The sequence below is a fragment of the Pseudomonas sp. I8001 genome (assembly GCF_013385345.1).
Classification (GTDB): domain Bacteria; phylum Pseudomonadota; class Gammaproteobacteria; order Pseudomonadales; family Pseudomonadaceae; genus Aquipseudomonas.
The window spans coordinates 26290-46012 of sequence record NZ_JACAQC010000020.1 but is presented as its reverse complement, the minus strand read 5'-3'; the positions used below and the strand labels follow the sequence as shown (position 1 = coordinate 46012).

At 58.3% G+C, this 19723-nt stretch carries 18 protein-coding genes and 1 pseudogene; 8 read left to right on the top strand and 11 right to left on the bottom strand.

The genetic code is table 11. The features are described 5' to 3' along the window. The 8 genes from HX839_RS31585 to HX839_RS15320 form a co-directional block, all read right to left on the bottom strand. Positions 1-2124: a phage tail protein gene (locus HX839_RS31585; RefSeq protein ID WP_008433537.1), complete on the bottom strand. Its 2124-nt coding sequence runs from the start codon at positions 2122-2124 to the stop codon at positions 1-3. Further along, positions 2125-2754, bottom strand: coding sequence for a phage tail protein I (locus HX839_RS15350; RefSeq protein ID WP_177067275.1), 630 nt, complete (start codon positions 2752-2754; stop codon positions 2125-2127). Continuing rightward, positions 2751-3746: a baseplate J/gp47 family protein gene (locus HX839_RS15345; protein WP_177067274.1), complete on the bottom strand. Its 996-nt coding sequence runs from the start codon at positions 3744-3746 to the stop codon at positions 2751-2753. Before HX839_RS15345 ends, HX839_RS15350 begins: the two co-directional genes overlap by 4 nt. Then, positions 3743-4075, bottom strand: coding sequence for a phage baseplate protein (locus HX839_RS15340; protein WP_003208675.1), 333 nt, complete (start codon positions 4073-4075; stop codon positions 3743-3745). The genes HX839_RS15345 and HX839_RS15340 overlap by 4 nt, the downstream gene beginning before the upstream one ends. Positions 4076-4087: 12 nt before the next feature. Further along, positions 4088-4696 (bottom strand): phage baseplate assembly protein V, encoded by a 609-nt coding sequence (locus HX839_RS15335; protein ID WP_003208676.1) that lies wholly within the window; start codon positions 4694-4696, stop codon positions 4088-4090. A 3-nt stretch (positions 4697-4699) separates the two neighbouring features. Further along, positions 4700-5215 (bottom strand): hypothetical protein, encoded by a 516-nt coding sequence (locus HX839_RS15330; RefSeq protein WP_177067273.1) that lies wholly within the window; start codon positions 5213-5215, stop codon positions 4700-4702. Positions 5216-5237: 22 nt separating this feature from the next. After that, positions 5238-5576, bottom strand: coding sequence for a phage holin family protein (locus HX839_RS15325; protein ID WP_003208680.1), 339 nt, complete (start codon positions 5574-5576; stop codon positions 5238-5240). Between the two features lie 610 nt (positions 5577-6186). Next, complete coding sequence (locus HX839_RS15320) at positions 6187-6921, bottom strand: XRE family transcriptional regulator (protein ID WP_023659216.1); 735 nt, start codon at positions 6919-6921, stop codon at positions 6187-6189. Positions 6922-7063: 142 nt separating this feature from the next. Between HX839_RS15320 and HX839_RS15315 the strand changes: the two genes are divergently transcribed. The 4 genes from HX839_RS15315 (at position 7064) to fdxA (ending at position 11264) form a co-directional block, all read left to right on the top strand. Further along, positions 7064-7816: a zeta toxin family protein gene (locus tag HX839_RS15315; RefSeq protein WP_256344715.1), complete on the top strand. Its 753-nt coding sequence runs from the start codon at positions 7064-7066 to the stop codon at positions 7814-7816. Then, entirely contained in the window at positions 7816-7986 is a 171-nt protein-coding gene (locus HX839_RS15310; RefSeq protein ID WP_003208685.1) for a hypothetical protein, read from the top strand. The genes HX839_RS15315 and HX839_RS15310 overlap by 1 nt, the downstream gene beginning before the upstream one ends. Before the next feature lie 232 nt (positions 7987-8218). Next, complete coding sequence (gene mutS / locus HX839_RS15305; RefSeq protein WP_177067272.1) at positions 8219-10798, top strand: DNA mismatch repair protein MutS; 2580 nt, start codon at positions 8219-8221, stop codon at positions 10796-10798. Positions 10799-10940: 142 nt separating this feature from the next. Beyond that, the gene (gene fdxA / locus HX839_RS15300; RefSeq protein ID WP_003208688.1) at positions 10941-11264 is read left to right on the top strand and encodes a ferredoxin FdxA; all 324 of its coding nucleotides are present in this window, start codon (positions 10941-10943) and stop codon (positions 11262-11264) included. 496 nt (positions 11265-11760) lie between these two features. Here fdxA and apbC read toward each other — a convergent pair whose 3' ends face one another. Next, complete coding sequence (apbC, locus tag HX839_RS15295; protein ID WP_087695282.1) at positions 11761-12855, bottom strand: iron-sulfur cluster carrier protein ApbC; 1095 nt, start codon at positions 12853-12855, stop codon at positions 11761-11763. Positions 12856-13027: 172 nt separating this feature from the next. On the opposite strand from apbC, the gene metG reads away from it, so the two are divergent. The 4 genes and pseudogenes from metG to HX839_RS15275 all read left to right on the top strand — a co-directional run bounded on the left by metG (position 13028) and on the right by HX839_RS15275 (position 17104). After that, positions 13028-15079 carry a methionine--tRNA ligase gene (gene metG / locus HX839_RS15290; RefSeq protein ID WP_003208690.1) on the top strand — a complete coding sequence of 684 codons (2052 nt, stop codon included), beginning with the start codon at positions 13028-13030 and terminating at the stop codon, positions 15077-15079. A gap of 121 nt (positions 15080-15200) precedes the next feature. Beyond that, positions 15201-16022: pseudogene (rsxB, locus tag HX839_RS15285) on the top strand (electron transport complex subunit RsxB); the annotation flags it as partial. A gap of 150 nt (positions 16023-16172) precedes the next feature. Next, positions 16173-16811, top strand: coding sequence for an endonuclease III (nth, locus tag HX839_RS15280; protein WP_010170146.1), 639 nt, complete (start codon positions 16173-16175; stop codon positions 16809-16811). 107 nt (positions 16812-16918) lie between these two features. Further along, positions 16919-17104 (top strand): PA3496 family putative envelope integrity protein, encoded by a 186-nt coding sequence (locus HX839_RS15275; RefSeq protein ID WP_003208696.1) that lies wholly within the window; start codon positions 16919-16921, stop codon positions 17102-17104. Positions 17105-17175: 71 nt separating this feature from the next. Here the strand turns inward: HX839_RS15275 and HX839_RS15270 are convergent, their stop codons facing one another. Then, a complete protein-coding gene (locus HX839_RS15270) occupies positions 17176-17808 on the bottom strand; it encodes a response regulator transcription factor (RefSeq protein WP_003208698.1) in 633 nt (210 codons plus the stop codon). A gap of 657 nt (positions 17809-18465) precedes the next feature. Next, positions 18466-19683 (bottom strand): argininosuccinate synthase, encoded by a 1218-nt coding sequence (locus tag HX839_RS15265; protein WP_003208700.1) that lies wholly within the window; start codon positions 19681-19683, stop codon positions 18466-18468. Positions 19684-19723: the final 40 nt, after the last annotated feature.

Below are 19723 nucleotides of genomic sequence, written 5' to 3'. Positions count from 1 at the left end.
TCAGTAGCCTGTGGCCTCCCAGTAAATATCATCAGGTGAGTTGAACGGGCCGGAAATAACCGAAAACTGCGTATTGCTGACGATCAAGGTATTAGTGCCCGTTGCGGCATCGGAGTAAAAGAGACTCGTCCGGCTTGCAACAAGCGATGCACACCGATTGGGGAACGCGATAGGAAAACTGCGATGGGTGACGGTATCCGAAGCGCCCAAGGTAATTCCCCACTGCTTGATCATTCCCGTCTGGGCACACTTCCACCAACCATTGGGCCCAAGTGAGGCCGTATTTTTAAGCACGGCTCCCGGCACGTCGGCTGTGGCCGGCGGCAGGTTTGTCAGGCCGGCGGCGTTGCCGCTGTAGATGCCTGAGATCGACAAATGCCCCCCTTCGGTAAGGGTCATGGCGTTATTCGTTCCGCCCACATGAGTGACGACCTGTGCCGGCGAGGTGCTGGTTCCGCCGGAATAGGCCTCCATTGCCGCGAGGTGTCGCTCATTCCAGCACGTTGCTCGCCACACCATGTATGCCAAGTAGTTTGCCGGCGCATTGATCTGCACAGCTGGCGAGCGGCCTCGCCATGCTACAAATCCGCCGCCCATGTCAGGTAGTTCAAAGCTGGCGGTGCCTGACATCAAGCCACCCGTGGTGGGTAACTTGGAGTTGTCGGAAATCGCGATGTTGGCCGAGCCATCGAATGGCACACCATTGATTTGGCGTGGTGTTGCCAGCCGGGAGGTTGTTCCGGAGTTTCCGGACACATCAATATTGTAGGAACCTTGCAGTCGTGCAGCGGGTACCGCCCCCTTCGTCAGGGCGCTCGCGTTAAGGTTAATGAGTTGGCCACCCTCGCCGATGTAGGCGCCCTTGATGGTCAAGTTACCTTGGCCTTCAAATAGGAAAGCGCTCGGCACAGCTCCCATATGAAGTGCTACTACCGGGAGCGAGGTAGACGTTCCACCAGAGTAGACATCCATGGACGCCAGATGACGTTCCCCCCACATCGTCCCCTTCCAAATAGAGTAACCATACGAGTTGATCGGACAATTGATCTGGATGGCGGGGATACGCTTTTGCCAATCGACAAAGGCCCCTCCCATGCCAGAAAACTCTGCGCTGATTGCGCCAGTCATAGTTCCGCCTTTTACGGGCAACTTCGACTCATCCGTCAGTTTCCCGAACATCGACGCAACTTCATCTTTCGTATAGGCATCCCTGATGCCCATCTCAGCCAACGTTCCAGGGTTCGTGCCGCCTATGGTTCGACCATATTTGTCGACAGTCAGAACTTTGTAGGTGCCAGCCTGAACACCACTTCTTCCCGCCAGCATCTCGAATACCAGCGGGGTGGAGCCCAACGCGATAACCCCTTTGCTGACCAACTGCCACAAAGAGCCTCCATAGGCAGTGCCCTCTTCGACAATTACGCTAAGTCCAGGAGTGACTCTTTGACTGGAGCTGGCATCCATCGAGCGCGACCAGGCACTATTGGCAACAATATAAATACCGTTGTCCTTCGCCAACGTCTGACCTGCGACCAGTACGCGTTGGCCAGCAATCACTGCAACCCCATCGATTTGCTGCGCGCCACTCAGGACGATATTTGCCGTAGCCGCCACACGAACCGACTGCTTGCTATCAAGCTTGGCCAGCTCGTCGCCGAGATAATCAACAACCCATGCCCGAGTTGCCTTGACGACAGTGTCATCAATCAGCAATGTCACCAGAGACGCATTACTCGTTTCGAAAATCGAGCGGATGTAAAACTCTTTGCCCGACCCAGATGTCGCCAGTACGGGTTTGAACGACTCCGGATACTTGACGATGGCGTACAACACGCCGCTATCGGTCCAGATACCCGCCTCGCGCACATACCACCCACCGACATCTGACGGAATCGTCACCTCTGCCAGGAGCCAGCTGGGATTTTTCTCGTCTTGGAAAAGGGCATTCAATGGCCCCCGCCATACCTCACGCTTCAATGCTTTGGCGGTCGCATCCGGGTTATAGACAGCGCCGTTGCCATCACCAACCGAAATTTGTGCAAGCTTGATCGGAAGCCCAGCAGCCTTGCAGGCAGTTTCGTAGGCAATTCCATCATTGGTAAGAAGAGTATAAAAGTCGGCCATTTAGGACCTCTGTGGATAAATAGTGAGCGTCTCGACGCTATAAAGCCCCGCGGCAGAGAATGCATTGCCGGCGGCTTTCAGACCGTCGATAACAATCGGATGGATAATGGTAAGTTCGCCGCATACCGTCGCGGCAGCGATGGAATGGGTACCAGATGCGCTCAATCCCACAGAGACCGACAGGATGTCGCGTTCGCTTTTTGCAGCGACTAATCGCTGGTCCAGTCGAGCGTCCATTTCTTCGCTGTAGGCCAGGCTTGTGAACGCTCTCACCGAAAAACTGTAAGGCGCACCGATTGGCGTTTGCTCGTACCACGAGCGAACCTGCGGGACCAACTGCAGCCCTGTAGCGGCGTTTTCCAGCGCTTTACGTGTACCGGACTGGCGAGCGGTCGGCCAAGCGAGCTTCACCGTGCCCCTCTTTTCAGCCTCAGGAGCACTGGAACTCCATTCAGTAACACCACGATCTGCAGCCAGGTACGGTAAGAATTCCACTGGCGTCTGCAGCGGATTCATCAAGGCGGGAAAGGGTGGCGTCACCCGATCGAGCAATTGCCCGAAACCCAGGTCCAGCGCCTTCTCCAACGGCGAACTGTTGGCGGGCAGCAAACTGCCTTTGGGCTCGTTCATAGCGTGCGCACCTCCACCTCGACGCCCGTGCAATACGGGGCCTGGAACGCGGTGGTGACGATCGGCTCCAGCGGTTCAAGGATTTGCAGTTGTGCAGCTCCCGCCGAGTGGATGGCGTAGTCGATCCAGCTCGGGTCCACCCGCCCTTCCAGGCGATGACAGGACTCTGCGTAGTCTTGCAGCAGTTTCCGCGCGGCGACTTGAGTGAGCCCGGAATCCGGGCCCGCGTTGATCTTGGCCACCACGCGGATTTTGTAGCGCAGGATCTGAGCCGCCTGCACCGTGACGAGATCCGTTTCCGGTCGCACGTCAGGCCGGGCGAAATGCCGACGTACACCGTCAAGCAGATCAGCAGAAGGTGTGCCATCCCCGTCTCTGGACAGGACCGTGACCATCACTTCGCCGGGCGCGGTTCGACGGCCATTACCATCCTTGACCCGTGCCGCGTAGCCGTCCGGGTCGAAGGTATAAGTGACCGTCACCACACCCGGCGTAGCACTTTGCACTTTCACCGATGGACGCTCACCGAGGGTGAAAACCTCCCGGCGATACTGCATCCGCGAACCCGCCGCCGGAGCGTGAGGCGCGAGGTAATAACGCAACCGGGCGTCATCGTCGCTCTCCAATGTTGGCGGTACCGGCGGGAAAGCCGCCGGGTCACCAGGGTCGAGCACCTGGCGCTCAAGGCCCATGTCCGCCAGGCGCGCATCGAGGTTGCTGCCGGTGGCCCACCACGCCAGCATCTGCTTGATGCGGGCGTTGTATTTGCGCTCGTGGGTTTGCAGGCGAACGCAAAAAGCTTCCAGCGCCAACGTCAGCAACTCGCTCTCGTTCTCCAGGCTGACCTTCAGCTTGGCGGCATTTTCTGGTGCACGAGTGGCGACGTAATCGACGACAAACGCCTTGAACTCCGCCAGCAACGGTTCGAACTCATCGACGGCAATGATCGCTGGCTCAGCCAACTGGTTCTGGCCGGGTATCAGCATGCTCATGTCACCACCTCGAAGGATTGCTTGCGGTTTTTCCAGGTGCCGGCGAAGCGCAGCAACAGGCCGGCGCCCTGGCGGTTGGCGACGATGACTTGCGGTTCGAAGTCGGCGATGCCGTTCTGCGGGTTGTAGAACGCCTGGGCGGCATGGCTCTGGGCGAGAATCAGCAGGTCATCGCCGAGGTTTTGCCCGAGCAGCTGCGGGATCATCGAGCCGTACAGCGGGCGCTTCTGGCGAGTGCCCAAGGGCGTGGTCAGCGCTCGGGTAGCGCGCTGCACAAATTGCAGCCAGTCATCGACCGCCGCCCCGGTGTTTCTATCGATTCCGATCATGGGATGTCCTTGTCAGGGGCTGATGACTCGACCCTGGTGGTCCACCACCGGGCCGCTGAAGTGCGCGCCGCCTGCATCCAGCAACAGGCTGGTGCCGCCGACTTGCAGCGTGACGCCCTGGGCGCTCATCGTGAGGCTGGCGGCGCCGACCTTGATGTCGACCTGTTCGCGGGAACCTGTGAACGTGGTGGGGCCATTGACCCAGTTGAAGGTATGGCTGGCGTCGTCGTAGTCGCTCTGGGTACCGTCCTGATGGCGGCGCCGGGTCAGTGTCGAAGCGCTGGAGACCGGTGGAAAGCGGTCGCTGTTCAAGCCGAACAAGGCCACCGATTGCGCCCCGCCCTCCCCGGCGCCGTAGTTGAGCAGCAAACATTGCTCGCCTACTGACGGGATGCGGGTTTCCGTCTGCGCTCCGGCGCTGGGGTTGAAAAAGCGGATCGCCGGGGTGAGCAGTTCGCCGTGGCTGACCTTGCAGGTATTGCTGGCGGCGTCGACCTCCTGGCACACGCCGATTCGGCAGAAACTTTCGGCGCGTCGATACAGGTCTTCGAGCTGGCTTTCCATTTCCGCCAGGCGCTCCACGATCGGCCCCAGCTGCATGCGTAACAGCGCGTCGAACATGGGCTACTCCGCCAGCGGCTTGTATTGGTCGGGGTCGTCGATGTTCGAGACGTCCCAGGTGCAGGCAAAAAGCGGCTTGCCTGTGGGATCGTTGAGCAACGGCGGCCCGATATAGAGGGTTTGGATGAAGGTGACGGTCCAGGTGTCGTAGTCCGTCTCTGCGCTGGTGCGTATTGAAGGCGCAGCGACAATGCTGGTCGGCAGGTCGCACTGCGCCTGCGGCAGGTTCCAGCGGTTATCCAGCACCAGGTCCATCAGTTGGCTGGCCAGGTCGCAGGCATCAAAGGGCAAGGCACCCGGGGCCACCATGGCCTTGAGTGAAATCCCCAGGGCATGGGCCTTGCGCCCCTCGCGGGAGCGAAGGCCCGGCCCATTGCCTTCGACCGTGATCAACACGCCGGTGTTGTTCGCGGCGCCCTGAAAGTCCTGATGAGTGCCGACCTTAAGTTCCGGAAACGCCCTGCGCAGTGCCTCGCTGATGGCCTGGGGCAATTGGGAGGGTTTTTCGATAAGTGTCATTTAAGTAGCGTCCTTGCAACGGTTACTGCGGGTCCCGGCCAGGGCCTTCGTTGACGCCGATGCGCTTGGCCGCCCAGCGTTCATAAAGGCCGATGGCCACGTCGGCGCCGGCCATGGCGGTCAGGCACCCAATGGCGCCGGCCGTCCAGATCGACATGCCGGCGGCGTAGCACAGCATCAGGGCTGATACCCCGCACACCATGCAGGCCCCCGAACGCAGGGCCAGGCGCCGCATAAGCGACCAACCGCGGGCGCCTTCCTTGTCGGCGCGCCACATTTCTCCGGAAACCCCGCCAATCACCGCCAATACGATGACCAGCCAGATAGGCATTTCCGCCAACGCTTGCTGCTCGTTTGTCATGTCACGCCTCCTGGAATGAGTGATACCGGCAGGTCGCCGGTTGTAGGTGTTTGTTTCAATTTGAATGGGTTCTCTAGGTAGGCATTCCAAAAAGCCCGGTTGCCCGGGCTTTTCAGTAATGATGTCCTCGAACTTTCGGCGCTACTGGCGCGGTACGGTTCTTTCCTCAATGTTTTTCCGACCACGATCCCTGTCTGCCGGATAACTGCTTCTGGTGCTTTACGCTGCACACCCGGGCCAGTTGCCAACCCTCTGAACCGTTAAGGCCGGTTCATCGCTGCCTGTTCTTGAAGCGGTTTGAAACTAAAGAGCGTCGGCATCCTTGCCGGTATTGCCTGGCATCCTTGCCATCGCTTCGATGGCGTCCTTGCCGGTGTTGCGTAACGTCCTTGTCTTCCTTGGCAGCATCCTTGCCGCCTCCACCAGGCCTTCTTGGCTGGCTTGAGATGAAGAATATGCATGTATGCATATACAGTCAATGCACAAATGCATTTATTTTTGCGCAAGAAATGCACAGATGCATTTGTAGCCCCGCAGGCAAAGGGTTTGGTGGTTTTACGCAGACGAAAAAAAGCCCGCTCACTGGCGGGCTTTGTCTTACACAGAAGGGTTAGCGGGCGTACATGCCCCACCAGAAAACGTGACCAAGGATGCTGATCTGTTCATCCTGGATTTCCTGGAAGCTGTAATCCTCGTCCGGATGTTCATCGCGGTTGAAGCTACGCAGGCGAATCCCGGAAGGCAGGCGATAGAGCTGTTTCACCCGTAGCTGGCCGTTGTGATTGATGGCGTAAAGATCGCCATCGACGATGTCACCAATCCCGCATTTGCCCGCATTGACACCTACGGTGGCGCCGTCGCGCAGCACCGGCAACATACTGTTGCCGCGCACCGTCACGCACTTGGCCTGGTCGAACTGCACACCGTTATGCCGCAGGCTGCGCTTGCCGAACCGCAGGCTGGCCTTCTCGCTTTCCTCGATGACGAATCTTCCTGATCCAGCAGCCAATTCAACCTCGCGCAGAAAGGGGATCGACACCTCGTCATCATTAACGGGTGTTTCGTCGTCCCACAGGCTTATGTCCTTGAGTTCCGAATGCATCGGGTCACGCTCGTCCGACCGCGCCGGCACCAGCCCTGCGCGCCCGCGCAGCTGATCGGTGCTGACCTGGAAGTAATCGGCGATGCGCGAGATGTGCTTGTCCGACGGATCAACGATCTTGCCGCTGAGGATCCGGGACAGTGTGGATTGAGGCACGCCGGTACGCCGGTGAAGCTCCGTGGGGGAGATCCGGTCGCGGTCCAGCAGCTCTCTTAAGACGATAGAAACGTTGCGTTTTTGCATAACGCGGATAGTGCAGGCAGTTTTGATGCTTGGCAAATGCTTATTTGCATATTTAATGCATTGATTGCAGATTTTTACCTAACCATTTGTGGTCTGCCTCGCATGCTAACCTGCGCCTATCGGAAAAATGCTGGGTTTGTTGATGACGCACTTTGCAGATCCAATCAGAAAAGTCATGACGCACTCAGAGCAAGAAGTCTCAGACGAAGCGCTGCGCTTTGCTCGCTCAAACAAGAAAATGATTGCCAGGCGTCTGACCGACAAAGCTATCTATCCTCCGGAAGAGGCGCCTGTATCGGTCTACATGGCCGGCTCACCGGGTGCAGGAAAAACCGAGGCATCAATCGCGCTCGTGAATCTTTTTGCCGACACCCCGACCCTTCGAATTGACCCCGATGAGCTTCGTAGCGAATTTGTTGCCTATACCGGCGGTAACTCCTGGTTATTCCAGAGAGGGGTTTCTATTTTGGTGGAGAAGATTCTGGATTTTGCGATGGACCAACAGCAGTCGTTCCTCCTTGACGGAACATTTTCAAACATTGATGTCGCCAGGCGGAATGTGGATCGTTCCTTAAGAAAAGGCAGGTTCGTACAGATTCTGTACGTCTACCAGGATCCGAGGCTCGCTTGGGACTTCGTCAAAGCTCGCGAAGAAGCAGAAGGAAGAAGGATTCGTAAAGAGCATTTCATCGACCAGTACTTTGCCGCACGTGACGTCGTCAACGCACTTAAGCTAGAGTACGGCGGCGATATCCACGTGGATTTGCTGCTCAAGCACATTGACAACTCGGGACGATTGTACAAAGCCGGTGTCGAAAAAATTGACTACCATATTCCTGAGCGACACACGCGGGCCGATCTTGAGGCCAGACTCGGGCAACCATCAGGAGCGTAATGATGATTTCGATTAAGCTGGGCTTGACCAAAGGTGCAAAAAGCCCCTTTGCCGACTTTATTCGTAACGCTAAATCTGATCAAAAAAAGCGCGTATACAGCGAAGTGCTGACCGAAGCGACCAAACAGCAGAACCTTGTATTGATGGCAGCTGAGGCAAAACGAGCCTGACATCTACTAAGGCACTGCAATAAAGAACCCGACCCAGCGTCGGGTTTTTTTATTGATCAACCGAACCCGATCTGTCTTGGTTTCCATCGTAAGCCATAGGACAAACACATCGTTTATAAGGCTCGTAGCGAGAATTCAACATCGTATAGCCGCCCACAATGCATAAAAAATCAATGTACCATTAGCCTATTTACCCTTGCCAAAAATCGACAGGAAGAGCTGAACCCCGCGTATGACCGACCTCTCCAGCCACACCCCGATGATGCAGCAGTACTGGCGCCTGAAAAACCAGCACCCTGATCAGTTGATGTTCTACCGCATGGGCGACTTCTACGAGATCTTCTATGAAGACGCGAAGAAGGCGGCCAAGTTGCTGGACATCACCCTGACCGCGCGCGGGCAGTCGGCCGGGCAGTCAATTCCGATGTGCGGGATTCCATATCATTCGTTGGAAGGTTACCTGGTCAAGCTGGTGAAGCTGGGCGAGTCGGTGGTGATCTGTGAGCAGATCGGCGACCCGGCCACCAGCAAGGGCCCGGTGGAACGCCAGGTGGTGCGTATCATTACGCCGGGTACGGTGAGTGATGAGGCGCTGCTGGATGAGCGTCGCGACAACCTGATCGCGGCAGTACTGGGGGACGAACGCCTGTTCGGCCTGGCAGTCCTGGATATCACCAGTGGCAACTTCACGGTGCTGGAGATCAAGGGCTGGGAGAATCTGCTGGCGGAGCTTGAGCGCGTCAACCCGGTGGAGTTGATGATCCCGGACGACTGGCCAAAGGACCTGCCGGCGGAACGTCGCCGTGGGACCAAGCGTCGTGCGCCGTGGGATTTCGAGCGTGATTCGGCGCTGAAAAGCCTGTGCCAGCAATTCTCCGTGCAAGACCTCAAGGGCTTCGGTTGCGAAACCCTGACCCTGGCCATCGGCGCCGCCGGTTGCCTGCTCAGCTATGCCAAGGAAACCCAGCGCACTGCCCTGCCGCATTTGCGCAGCCTGCGTCATGAACGCCTGGACGACACCGTGGTGCTGGATGGCGCCAGCCGTCGCAACCTGGAACTGGACACCAACCTCGCCGGCGGGCGCGACAACACCCTGCAATCGGTGGTCGACCGTTGCCAGACCGCCATGGGCAGCCGCTTGCTCACCCGTTGGTTGAACCGCCCGCTGCAGGATTTGACCGTGCTGCAAGCCCGCCAGACCTCTATTACCTGCCTGCTCGACCGCTACCGCTTTGAAAAGCTGCAACCGCAGCTCAAGGAAATCGGCGATATCGAGCGGATCCTGGCGCGGATCGGCCTGCGTAACGCGCGGCCTCGCGACCTGGCACGCCTGCGCGATGCCCTCGGCGCCCTGCCGCAACTGCAAACGGCGATGACCGAACTGGAAGCACCGCACCTGCAGCAGCTGGCAGTCACCACCGGCACCTACCCGGAGCTGGCGGCGCTGCTGGAAAAAGCCATCATCGACAACCCGCCCGCGATCATCCGTGACGGTGGCGTGTTGAAGACCGGTTACGACACCGAGCTGGATGAGCTGCAATCCCTTAGCGAGAACGCCGGGCAGTTCCTGATTGACCTGGAAGCCCGTGAAAAAGCCCGCACCGGCCTGGCCAACCTGAAAGTCGGCTACAACCGCGTGCACGGCTACTTTATCGAGTTGCCAAGCAAGCAGGCCGAGCAGGCGCCGATCGATTACCAGCGCCGCCAGACCCTCAAGGGTGCCGAGCGCTTTATCACTCCGGAGCTTAAAGAATTCGAAGACAAGGCGCTGTCGGCCAAAAGCCGCGCCCTGGCCCGGGAGAAAATGCTCTACGAAGCCTTGCTCGAAAGCCTGATCGACAAGCTTGCGCCGTTGCAGGACACCGCAGCCGCCCTGGCCGAGCTGGATGTACTGAGCAACCTGGCCGAGCGTGCCCTGAACCTTGACCTGAACTGCCCGCGCTTTGTCAGCGAGCCGTGCATGCGCATCGTGCAAGGTCGCCACCCGGTGGTGGAGCAGGTGTTGACCACACCGTTCGTCGCCAACGACCTGTCGCTGGACGACGACACCCGCATGCTGGTGATCACCGGTCCGAACATGGGCGGTAAATCCACCTACATGCGTCAGACCGCGTTGATCGTGCTGCTGGCGCATATCGGCAGCTTCGTGCCGGCGGCAAGCTGCGAATTGTCACTGGTGGACCGCATCTTCACCCGGATCGGTTCCAGCGATGACCTGGCCGGCGGCCGTTCGACCTTTATGGTGGAAATGAGCGAAACCGCCAACATCCTGCACAACGCCACCGAACGCAGCCTGGTGCTGATGGACGAAGTGGGCCGCGGCACCAGCACCTTCGACGGGCTGTCCCTGGCGTGGGCGGCGGCCGAGCGTTTGGCGCACCTGCGGGCATATACGCTGTTCGCGACGCACTACTTCGAACTGACCGTGCTGCCGGAAAACGAGCCGTTGGTAGCCAACGTGCACCTCAATGCCACCGAGCACAACGAGCGCATCGTGTTCCTGCACCACGTGCTGCCCGGCCCGGCAAGCCAGAGTTACGGCCTGGCCGTGGCGCAACTGGCGGGGGTGCCGGCCGAGGTGATTACCCGTGCTCGCGAGCACCTGAGCCGCCTGGAAGAAACCGCGCTGCCCCATGAGATTCCCGTGGCCAGCCCGGCCAAGGCCAGCAACAAACCCAGCGCGCCGCACCAGAGCGACATGTTCGCCAGCCTGCCTCATCCGGTACTGGATGAGTTGGCTAAGCTTGACCTGGATGACGTGACGCCGCGAAAAGCGCTCGAAATGTTATATGCACTGAAGACTCGGATATAACGCAGACGCTTGCAAGCTGGTAGACTCTCGCGCGGTTTGGGATGCTGCGGGCTTTTAGCCTGGCCTGCAGACTATCGCTCCCGAACCTCGCGAGCCCTGCCACAAAGGGTTTCGCTGCCGCCGCCTGAGGAGAAAATTAGAAATGACCTTCGTCGTCACCGACAACTGCATCAAGTGCAAGTACACCGACTGCGTAGAAGTGTGTCCGGTGGACTGCTTCTACGAAGGCCCGAATTTCCTGGTCATCCACCCGGACGAGTGCATTGACTGCGCCCTGTGTGAACCAGAATGCCCGGCCGTCGCTATTTTCTCCGAGGACGAAGTCCCGGCAGAGATGCAGGAATTTATTCAGTTGAACGTTGAGCTGGCGGAAATCTGGCCGAATATCACTGAGCGCAAAGACCCGATGCCGGATGCGGCAGAGTGGGATGGCAAAAAAGGCAAGATTGCCGACCTCGAACGCTGATAGCGTCGATGCCCTCCAAAAGGCCCCTTGCGGGCCTTTTTGCATTTCTGCGGGGCGGGTTTCACTTTTCTACAGGCAAAAAAAAGGGGCGGTATGACCCGCCCACATTTTTTCCCTAGTCCCTGTGTTCCTTTTCATCTTCCTGATGAATCGCATCCTGCGAGGTTCCCTGAATCATCGTTCCTTGATGACTGTGTCAATCCGTGGACACAGGACTGATCTTAGAGAGTTCACGGGGAAGTTCAACGGGATCCAACCCGCCGGATTTTCGATTTAAGCGCTCAAACGCGAATAAATAATCGTTATATTTCAATAAGATAGAAATATAGGCAATCAATTCAAGACGCCCCCGTCGATGAAAAAACCCAAACGCTTACGAAAAAGTAAGTGAATGCTTACACCAGCAATTACGTAAAAGAGTAAAAAACGCCTCGTTGGTGTTCATCAGGCAAGAAAAAGCCCCGACAAGGTCGAGGCTTTTTTCCCATCCGGTGGATCAGTCGTCGCTGACAGTAATCGTCGGCATTGCCTGGGCCTCGGCTTCCTGCAGGACGATTCGCGCGCCTACGTGGCGCGCCAGCTCCTGGTAGACCATGGCAATCTGGCCATCGGGCTCGGCAACCACCGTCGGCTTGCCGCCATCAGCCTGCTCTCGAATCCCCATGGACAGCGGCAATGACGCCAGCAGTTCAACGCCGTACTGGGTCGCGAGCTTCTCGCCGCCGCCTTCACCGAACAGATGCTCGGCGTGGCCGCAGTTGGAGCAGATGTGCACCGCCATGTTTTCCACGACGCCCAGCACCGGGATGTTGACCTTGCGGAACATCTCCACACCCTTGCGGGCATCCAGCAGCGCCAGGTCCTGCGGTGTGGTGACGATCACCGCGCCGGCCACCGGCACTTTCTGCGCCAGGGTCAGCTGGATATCGCCGGTGCCGGGCGGCATATCGATCACCAGGTAGTCCAGGTTGCCCCAGTCGGTCTGGGTGACCAGTTGCAGCAACGCACCGGATACCATCGGGCCGCGCCAGACCATCGGTGTGTTGTCGTCGGTCAGGAACGCCATGGACATGACTTCCACGCCATGGGACTCGATCGGCACGAACCATTTCTGGTCCTTGATCTTCGGCCGGGTGCCTTCCGGGATGCCAAACATCACGCCCTGGCTCGGGCCATAGATGTCGGCGTCGAGAATCCCGACCCGCGCGCCTTCCCGGGCCAGGGCCAGGGCCAGGTTGGCGGCGGTGGTGGATTTGCCCACGCCGCCCTTGCCGGAAGCCACGGCCACCACGTTCTTGACGTTGGCCAGGCCCGGAATCTGCGCCTGGGCCTTGTGCGGGGCGATCACGCACTGGATGTCGACCCTGGCCGAGCTGACGCCGTCCAGGCCTTCGATGGCCATTTGCAGCATCTGCGCCCAGCCGCTCTTGAACAGGCCTGCAGCGTAGCCCAGCTCAAGCTGGACCGAAACCTTGTCACCCTGCACGTCGATGGCGCGTACGCACCCGGCGCTGACCGGGTCCTGGTTCAGGTAGGGGTCGGTGTACTGGCGAAGAACGGCTTCCACCGCTGCGCGATTGACGGCGCTCATGGGCTACTCCCGAAAAAAGACTGACTAAAACAGGCGGCTATCCTAACCGTTCCAGCGCCCCAGCGGCACGCTTTCGGCCTGCGGGAAAATCCGGAAACAGCCGCACGGGGTGAAATAAATTTCCCGGCGCTTTATAGTGGCCGACCTCCGTTTCATCAAGTAGCCGAGCCCCATGTCCGAGCCACGCAAGATCCTCGTCACCAGCGCCCTGCCCTATGCCAATGGTTCCATCCACCTTGGCCATATGCTTGAGTACATCCAGACCGATATGTGGGTGCGCTTCCAGAAGCATCGCGGCAATCAATGCATTTATGTCTGCGCGGACGACGCCCACGGTTCGGCCATCATGTTGCGCGCCGAGAAGGAAGGGATCACCCCGGAACAACTGATCGCCAACGTCCAGGCTGAACACAGCGCCGACTTTGCCGAGTTCCTGGTGGATTTCGATAACTTCCACTCGACCCACTCCGACGAAAACCGCGAGCTGTCGAGCCAGATCTACCTGCGCCTCAAGGACGCCGGGCACATTGCCACGCGTTCGATCACCCAGTATTTCGACCCGGAAAAGAAAATGTTCCTGGCCGACCGCTTCATCAAGGGCACCTGCCCGAAATGCGGCACTGAGGACCAGTACGGCGACAACTGCGAGAAATGCGGCGCCACTTACGCGCCCACCGACCTGAAGGATCCGAAGTCGGCCATCTCCGGCGCCACCCCGGTACTCAAGGATTCCCAGCACTTCTTCTTCAAGCTCCCGGATTTCCAGCAGATGCTGCAAACCTGGACCCGCAGCGGCACCCTGCAGGACGCCGTGGCGAACAAGATTGCCGAATGGCTGGACGCCGGCCTGCAACAGTGGGACATCTCCCGCGATGCGCCGTACTTCGGCTTTGAGATCCCGGGCGAGCCAGGCAAGTACTTCTACGTGTGGCTGGACGCGCCGATCGGCTACATGGCCAGCTTCAAGAACCTGTGCGACCGCACGCCGGAGCTGGACTTCGACGCGTTCTGGAACAAGGACTCCACGGCCGAGCTGTACCACTTCATCGGCAAGGACATCGTCAACTTCCACGCGCTGTTCTGGCCTGCAATGCTTGAAGGCTCGGGCTATCGCAAGCCAACCGGCATTGCCGTGCACGGTTACCTGACGGTCAACGGCCAGAAGATGTCCAAGTCCCGTGGCACCTTTATCAAGGCGCGCACCTACCTGGACCACCTGTCGCCGGAATACCTGCGCTACTACTACGCCTCCAAGCTGGGCCGTGGTGTCGACGACCTGGACCTGAACCTGGAAGACTTCGTACAGAAGGTCAACTCGGACCTGGTGGGCAAGGTGGTCAACATCGCCAGCCGTTGCGCCGGGTTTATCCACAAGGGCAACGCCGGGGTGCTGGTGGCTGAAAATGCCGCACCTGAGTTGACCGATGCATTCCTGGCGGCGGCGCCAAGCATCGCCGATGCCTATGAAGCCCGCGACTTTGCCCGGGCCATGCGCGAAATCATGGGCCTGGCCGACCGCGCCAACGCCTGGATCGCCGACAAGGCGCCGTGGTCGCTGAACAAGCAGGAAGGCAAGCAGGCTGAAGTCCAGGCGATCTGCGCCACGGGCGTCAACCTGTTCCGTCAGTTGGTGATCTTCCTCAAGCCGGTATTGCCGTTGCTGGCAGCCGATGCCGAGGCGTTCCTCAATGTGCCGCCGCTGACCTGGAATGACCACGCGACACTGCTCGGCAACCATCAGTTGAATGAGTTCAAGCCGCTGATGACCCGTATCGACCCGGTAAAAGTGCAGGCCATGACCGACGCATCGAAAGAAGACCTCGAGGCCAGCAAGACCGATACCGGCGACGCTGCACCTGCGGGCAATGGCGAACTGGCGAAAGATCCGTTGTCGCCGGAAATCGACTTCGACGCCTTCGCTGCGGTGGACTTGCGGGTTGCCCTGATCCTCAAGGCCGAAGCCGTGGAAGGCGCCGACAAGCTGCTGCGCCTGACCCTGGACATCGGTGATGAACAACGCAACGTGTTCTCGGGGATCAAGAGCGCCTATCCGGACCCATCCAAGCTCGATGGTCGCCTGACCATGATGATCGCCAACCTCAAGCCGCGGAAAATGAAGTTCGGTATCTCCGAAGGCATGGTGATGGCGGCCGGCCCTGGCGGTGAAGAGATCTACCTGTTGAGCCCGGACAGCGGCGCCAAGCCGGGTCAGCGCATCAAGTAACAATGGCTAACTGCCTCATGGTCTCGGCCATGGGGCGGTTTCAGCTAGTACCCCCTCCTCGCTTGCCGGATAATCGGATTCTGTTTGCTGTCGGCCCGTTGTTGGCTGTGGCTTTTCCGGGTTCCAACGCAATGATCAAACCATGAGCTTGATTCAACGTATCGACGCCCTGCTGCCGCAAACCCAGTGTGGCAAATGTGGGCATCCTGGCTGCAAGCCCTACGCAGAAGGCATTGCCCAAGGCGAGGCGATCAACAAGTGCCCTCCGGGCGGCCAGGAAACCATTACAGGCCTGGCGCAGCTGTTGAAGCTCCCGGTGCTGGAGTTGGACACATCTCGAGGGGAAGCGCCCGCACAGATCGCGTTTATCCGTGAAGCGGAGTGCATCGGCTGTACCAAATGCATCCAGGCCTGCCCGGTGGACGCTATCGTCGGTGCTGCCAAATTGATGCACACGGTGATTGTCGACGAGTGCACGGGTTGCGACCTGTGTGTAGCACCCTGCCCGGTTGATTGCATCGAAATGCGTCCGTTGAGCACCGTGGTACCGATTGTCGGCGGGCTGGCCTCCAATGATCATGAACGCGAGGCACGCAGCCTCAAGCGCAACCGGGCCCGGCGACGGTTTGAACAGCGCAACGCGCGGCTGCAACGCGAAGAGGAACAGAAACTTGCCGAACGCCAGGCACGCTCCAAGCGCGCCGCCCCGGTAGCTGCGGCCACGGTCAACCCGGTCCAGGCGGCCATTGAGCGGGTTCGTGCACAAAAAGCCGCGGCCATGGACGCCGCCTTGAAGAAGGCCAAGATCAACCTGGCCATGAGCCGCGCCCAATTGCACAAATCCCTGAAAGCTTTCGGCCACCCGCCGACCTTTGAACAGCAGTCGCAGTTGATCATTCTGCAACAGCACTTCGAAACGGCAGAGCAGGCGCTTGCGGCACTGGTGGTGGCTGATGCCCGCACCTGAACCCCTTGAGCACCGGCCCCACGTGATGAAGCGTGTACTGCCGGTGCACGCCGCGTTTATCCTGCTCGGGTTATTGGGCCCGTTTTTCGTAACCACACTGACTGTCCGCAAGGAACCGCTCGCCCCATGAACGCCGCAAAACGCCTGGAAATTTTCCGCCGGCTTCACGAAGACAACCCGGAACCGAAAACCGAACTGGCCTACTCCTCGCCGTTCGAGTTGCTGATCGCCGTGATTCTCTCGGCCCAGTCCACAGACGTCGGCGTCAACAAGGCCACCGCCAAGTTGTATCCGGTGGCGAACACCCCGGAGGCGATCTACGCGCTGGGGGTTGAGGGGTTGTCCGAATACATCAAGACCATCGGCCTGTACAACAGCAAGGCGAAGAATGTCATCGAGACATGCCGGCTGCTGGTGGAACTGCACGGCAGCGAAGTACCGCAAACGCGCGAAGCCCTGGAAGCCCTTCCGGGTGTTGGCCGAAAAACCGCCAATGTGGTGCTCAATACGGCATTTCGCCAATTGACCATGGCGGTGGACACGCACATCTTTCGGGTCAGCAACCGAACCGGTATTGCCCGCGGAAAAAATGTGGTGGAGGTGGAAAAACAGCTGATGAAGTTCGTGCCCAAGCCGTATCTGCTGGACTCGCATCACTGGTTGATCCTTCACGGACGCTATGTCTGCCAGGCCCGCAAGCCACGCTGTGGCAGCTGCCGCATCGAAGACCTGTGCGAATACAAGGAAAAGACTTCCGACGATTGAGCCATCATTGCTTTTATCGATGAGTCGATTGAAAAAATCTTTTTTACCAGGCCCGAGATTATCGTTATAAGGAGCGCCAACGGCAGTCTTAGCCTGGAGTTAACCTTATGAGCACTGGCAAAGAACAACTGGATGTAGAAGACGACGTTGTTGGCGCTGAATCCGACGATGATGCAGCAGAAGCACCGGTAGAGGTGGCCAAGACCAATTTGAGCAAACGCCGCACCATCGACAACCTTCTGGAAGAGCGGCGCTTGCAAAAACAGTTGGCCGATTACGACTTCGATCTCTAATCGATCCAACGATAAACAGAAGCCTCCCTTGCGGAGGCTTTTTTCTGACTGGATGTAAATGTGAGGCCGGCCTACACCAGGCCGTTTCGCTGGGCCAGCTCGATCAAGTCCACCAGCGAGCGGGCGTTGAGCTTGAGCAGCAAGCGGGTCTTGTAGGTGCTTACAGTCTTGTTGCTCAGGAACATGCCATCGGCGATCTCCTTGTTGGTCTTGCCGCGGGCCAACTGCTGCAACACCATCATCTCCCGGCCGGACAGGCGCTCGACCATGTCCGCTTCGCTGGCGTTGCCCATCGTGGAGCGCACCGAGTTCAACGCCTGGTTGGGGAAGTAGCTGTACCCGCACAGCACCGCCTTGACCGCGCTCAACAGCTCGGTGAGATCCTGTTGCTTGCACACGTAGCCGGCAGCACCCGCCTGCATGCACCGCATCGAGAAATGCCCGGGCGCCTGGGACGTCAGCACCAGCACCTTGAAGGGATGTGCCTGTTTGGTTGATGACAGCCGGCATATAACTTCCAGGCCATCGAGTTTGGGAATTCCAATGTCCAGTATGACAATGTCCGGCATATGCTCGCGCGCAAGTTGCAAGGCATCGACACCGTTATCGGTCTCGGCAACGACCTCATAACTATGACGTTCCATTAGCATACGCACAGCAAGACGAATGACGGGATGATCATCCACGATCAGCACTTTATTCATGGGCAAGTCCAATTTCGCTGTTCGAATTATTAAGAGTAAGCACAATAGCCTAGTCGTTTCTCGCTTGGCATAGCGCTCCCCCCCAAGCAACAGCAAGCAGAGACCTAACCCACAAAGACATAGGATTTAACCTACAAAAAAACGCCAGATCGGAGCTATCCAGTTTTGTTGGGGCTTTCAGAACTTTCCGAGCACAAACATATTTTGAGTGAAAATTCCCAGGATTACGCGGGCCCGGGTAAACGCGCCGTACACAAGTTTCAGGAAATGCCCCTTGTGCGCTGTCAGAAGACCTGTGAACCCGGAGGGAAACCGGGTTTTTAAAAGTTCCATTCGACATAATTACTAACGCTCCATAAATCCTACAGGCATGTCAGCATCTGACATATTCGCGGTACATTTCTGAGTGAATTTTCTGTAGTACATAGTTCCTGCCTACAAGAAAAAATCTCACTTTCAACAATGCATCACTTATCGAGAGAAATTAATAAACATTGCCCCCGTAAAAATATAAACACTCCAGATCATCTCCTGGAGTACCTGAACTTTTTCGAAGCGAACAATAAACACAGGCGCACGCCCGATGATTCCGGATGTATTTTCAACCAAAAAAAAATGGCCCCTTGAGGGGCCATTTTTCATTGCAACTTACAACACTCAGAACAACTTGCGACCTTTGTTGGCCGCAATGCGCATGCGCAACGCGTTCAGCTTGATGAAGCCTGCCGCGTCTGCCTGGTTGTAGGCGCCGCCATCTTCTTCAAAAGTGGCGATGTTGGCGTCGAACAACGACTCATCGGACTTGCGACCGGTCACGATAACGTTGCCCTTGTACAGCTTCAGGCGCACAACGCCGTTCACGTGGACCTGGGAAGCGTCGATCATCTGTTGCAGCATCAGACGCTCCGGGCTCCACCAGTAGCCGGTGTAGATCAGGCTGGCGTACTTGGGCATCAACTCGTCTTTGAGGTGAGCCACTTCACGGTCCAGGGTGATGGACTCAATGGCGCGGTGAGCGCGCAGCATGATGGTGCCGCCCGGGGTTTCGTAGCAACCACGGGACTTCATGCCCACGTAACGGTTCTCGACGATGTCGAGGCGGCCGATACCGTGTTCGCCACCGATACGGTTCAAGGTCGCCAGCACGGTGGCCGGGGTCATTTCGACGCCGTCCAGCGCGACGATGTCGCCGTTGCGGTAGGTCAGTTCCAGGTACTGGGCCTTGTCAGGAGCGTTCTCCGGGGAGACGGTCCATTTCCACATGTCTTCTTCGTGCTCGGTCCAGGTGTCTTCCAGCACGCCGCCTTCATAGGAGATGTGCAGCAAGTTGGCGTCCATCGAGTACGGGGACTTCTTCTTGCCGTGACGCTCGATCGGGATCGCGTGCTTTTCAGCGTAGTCCATCAGCTTTTCACGGGACAACAGGTCCCATTCACGCCACGGAGCAATCACTTTTACGCCTGGCTTCAAGGCGTAGGCGCCCAGTTCGAAACGCACCTGGTCGTTGCCCTTGCCGGTGGCGCCATGGGAAATGGCGTCGGCGCCGGTTTCGTTGGCGATTTCGATCAGGCGCTTGGCGATCAGCGGACGTGCGATGGAAGTACCCAGCAGGTACTCGCCTTCGTAGACAGTGTTGGCGCGAAACATCGGGAAAACGAAATCGCGGACGAACTCTTCGCGCAGGTCGTCAATGTAGATCTCTTTCACGCCCATGGCTTGCGCCTTGGCACGTGCAGGTTCGACCTCTTCGCCCTGACCCAGGTCAGCGGTGAAGGTCACCACTTCACAGTTATAAGTATCCTGCAGCCACTTGAGGATCACCGAAGTGTCCAGGCCGCCGGAATACGCGAGAACGACCTTGTTTACGTCGGCCATGCCATCACTCCACGGGGTTGTACGGAAAGGCGTCGATTCT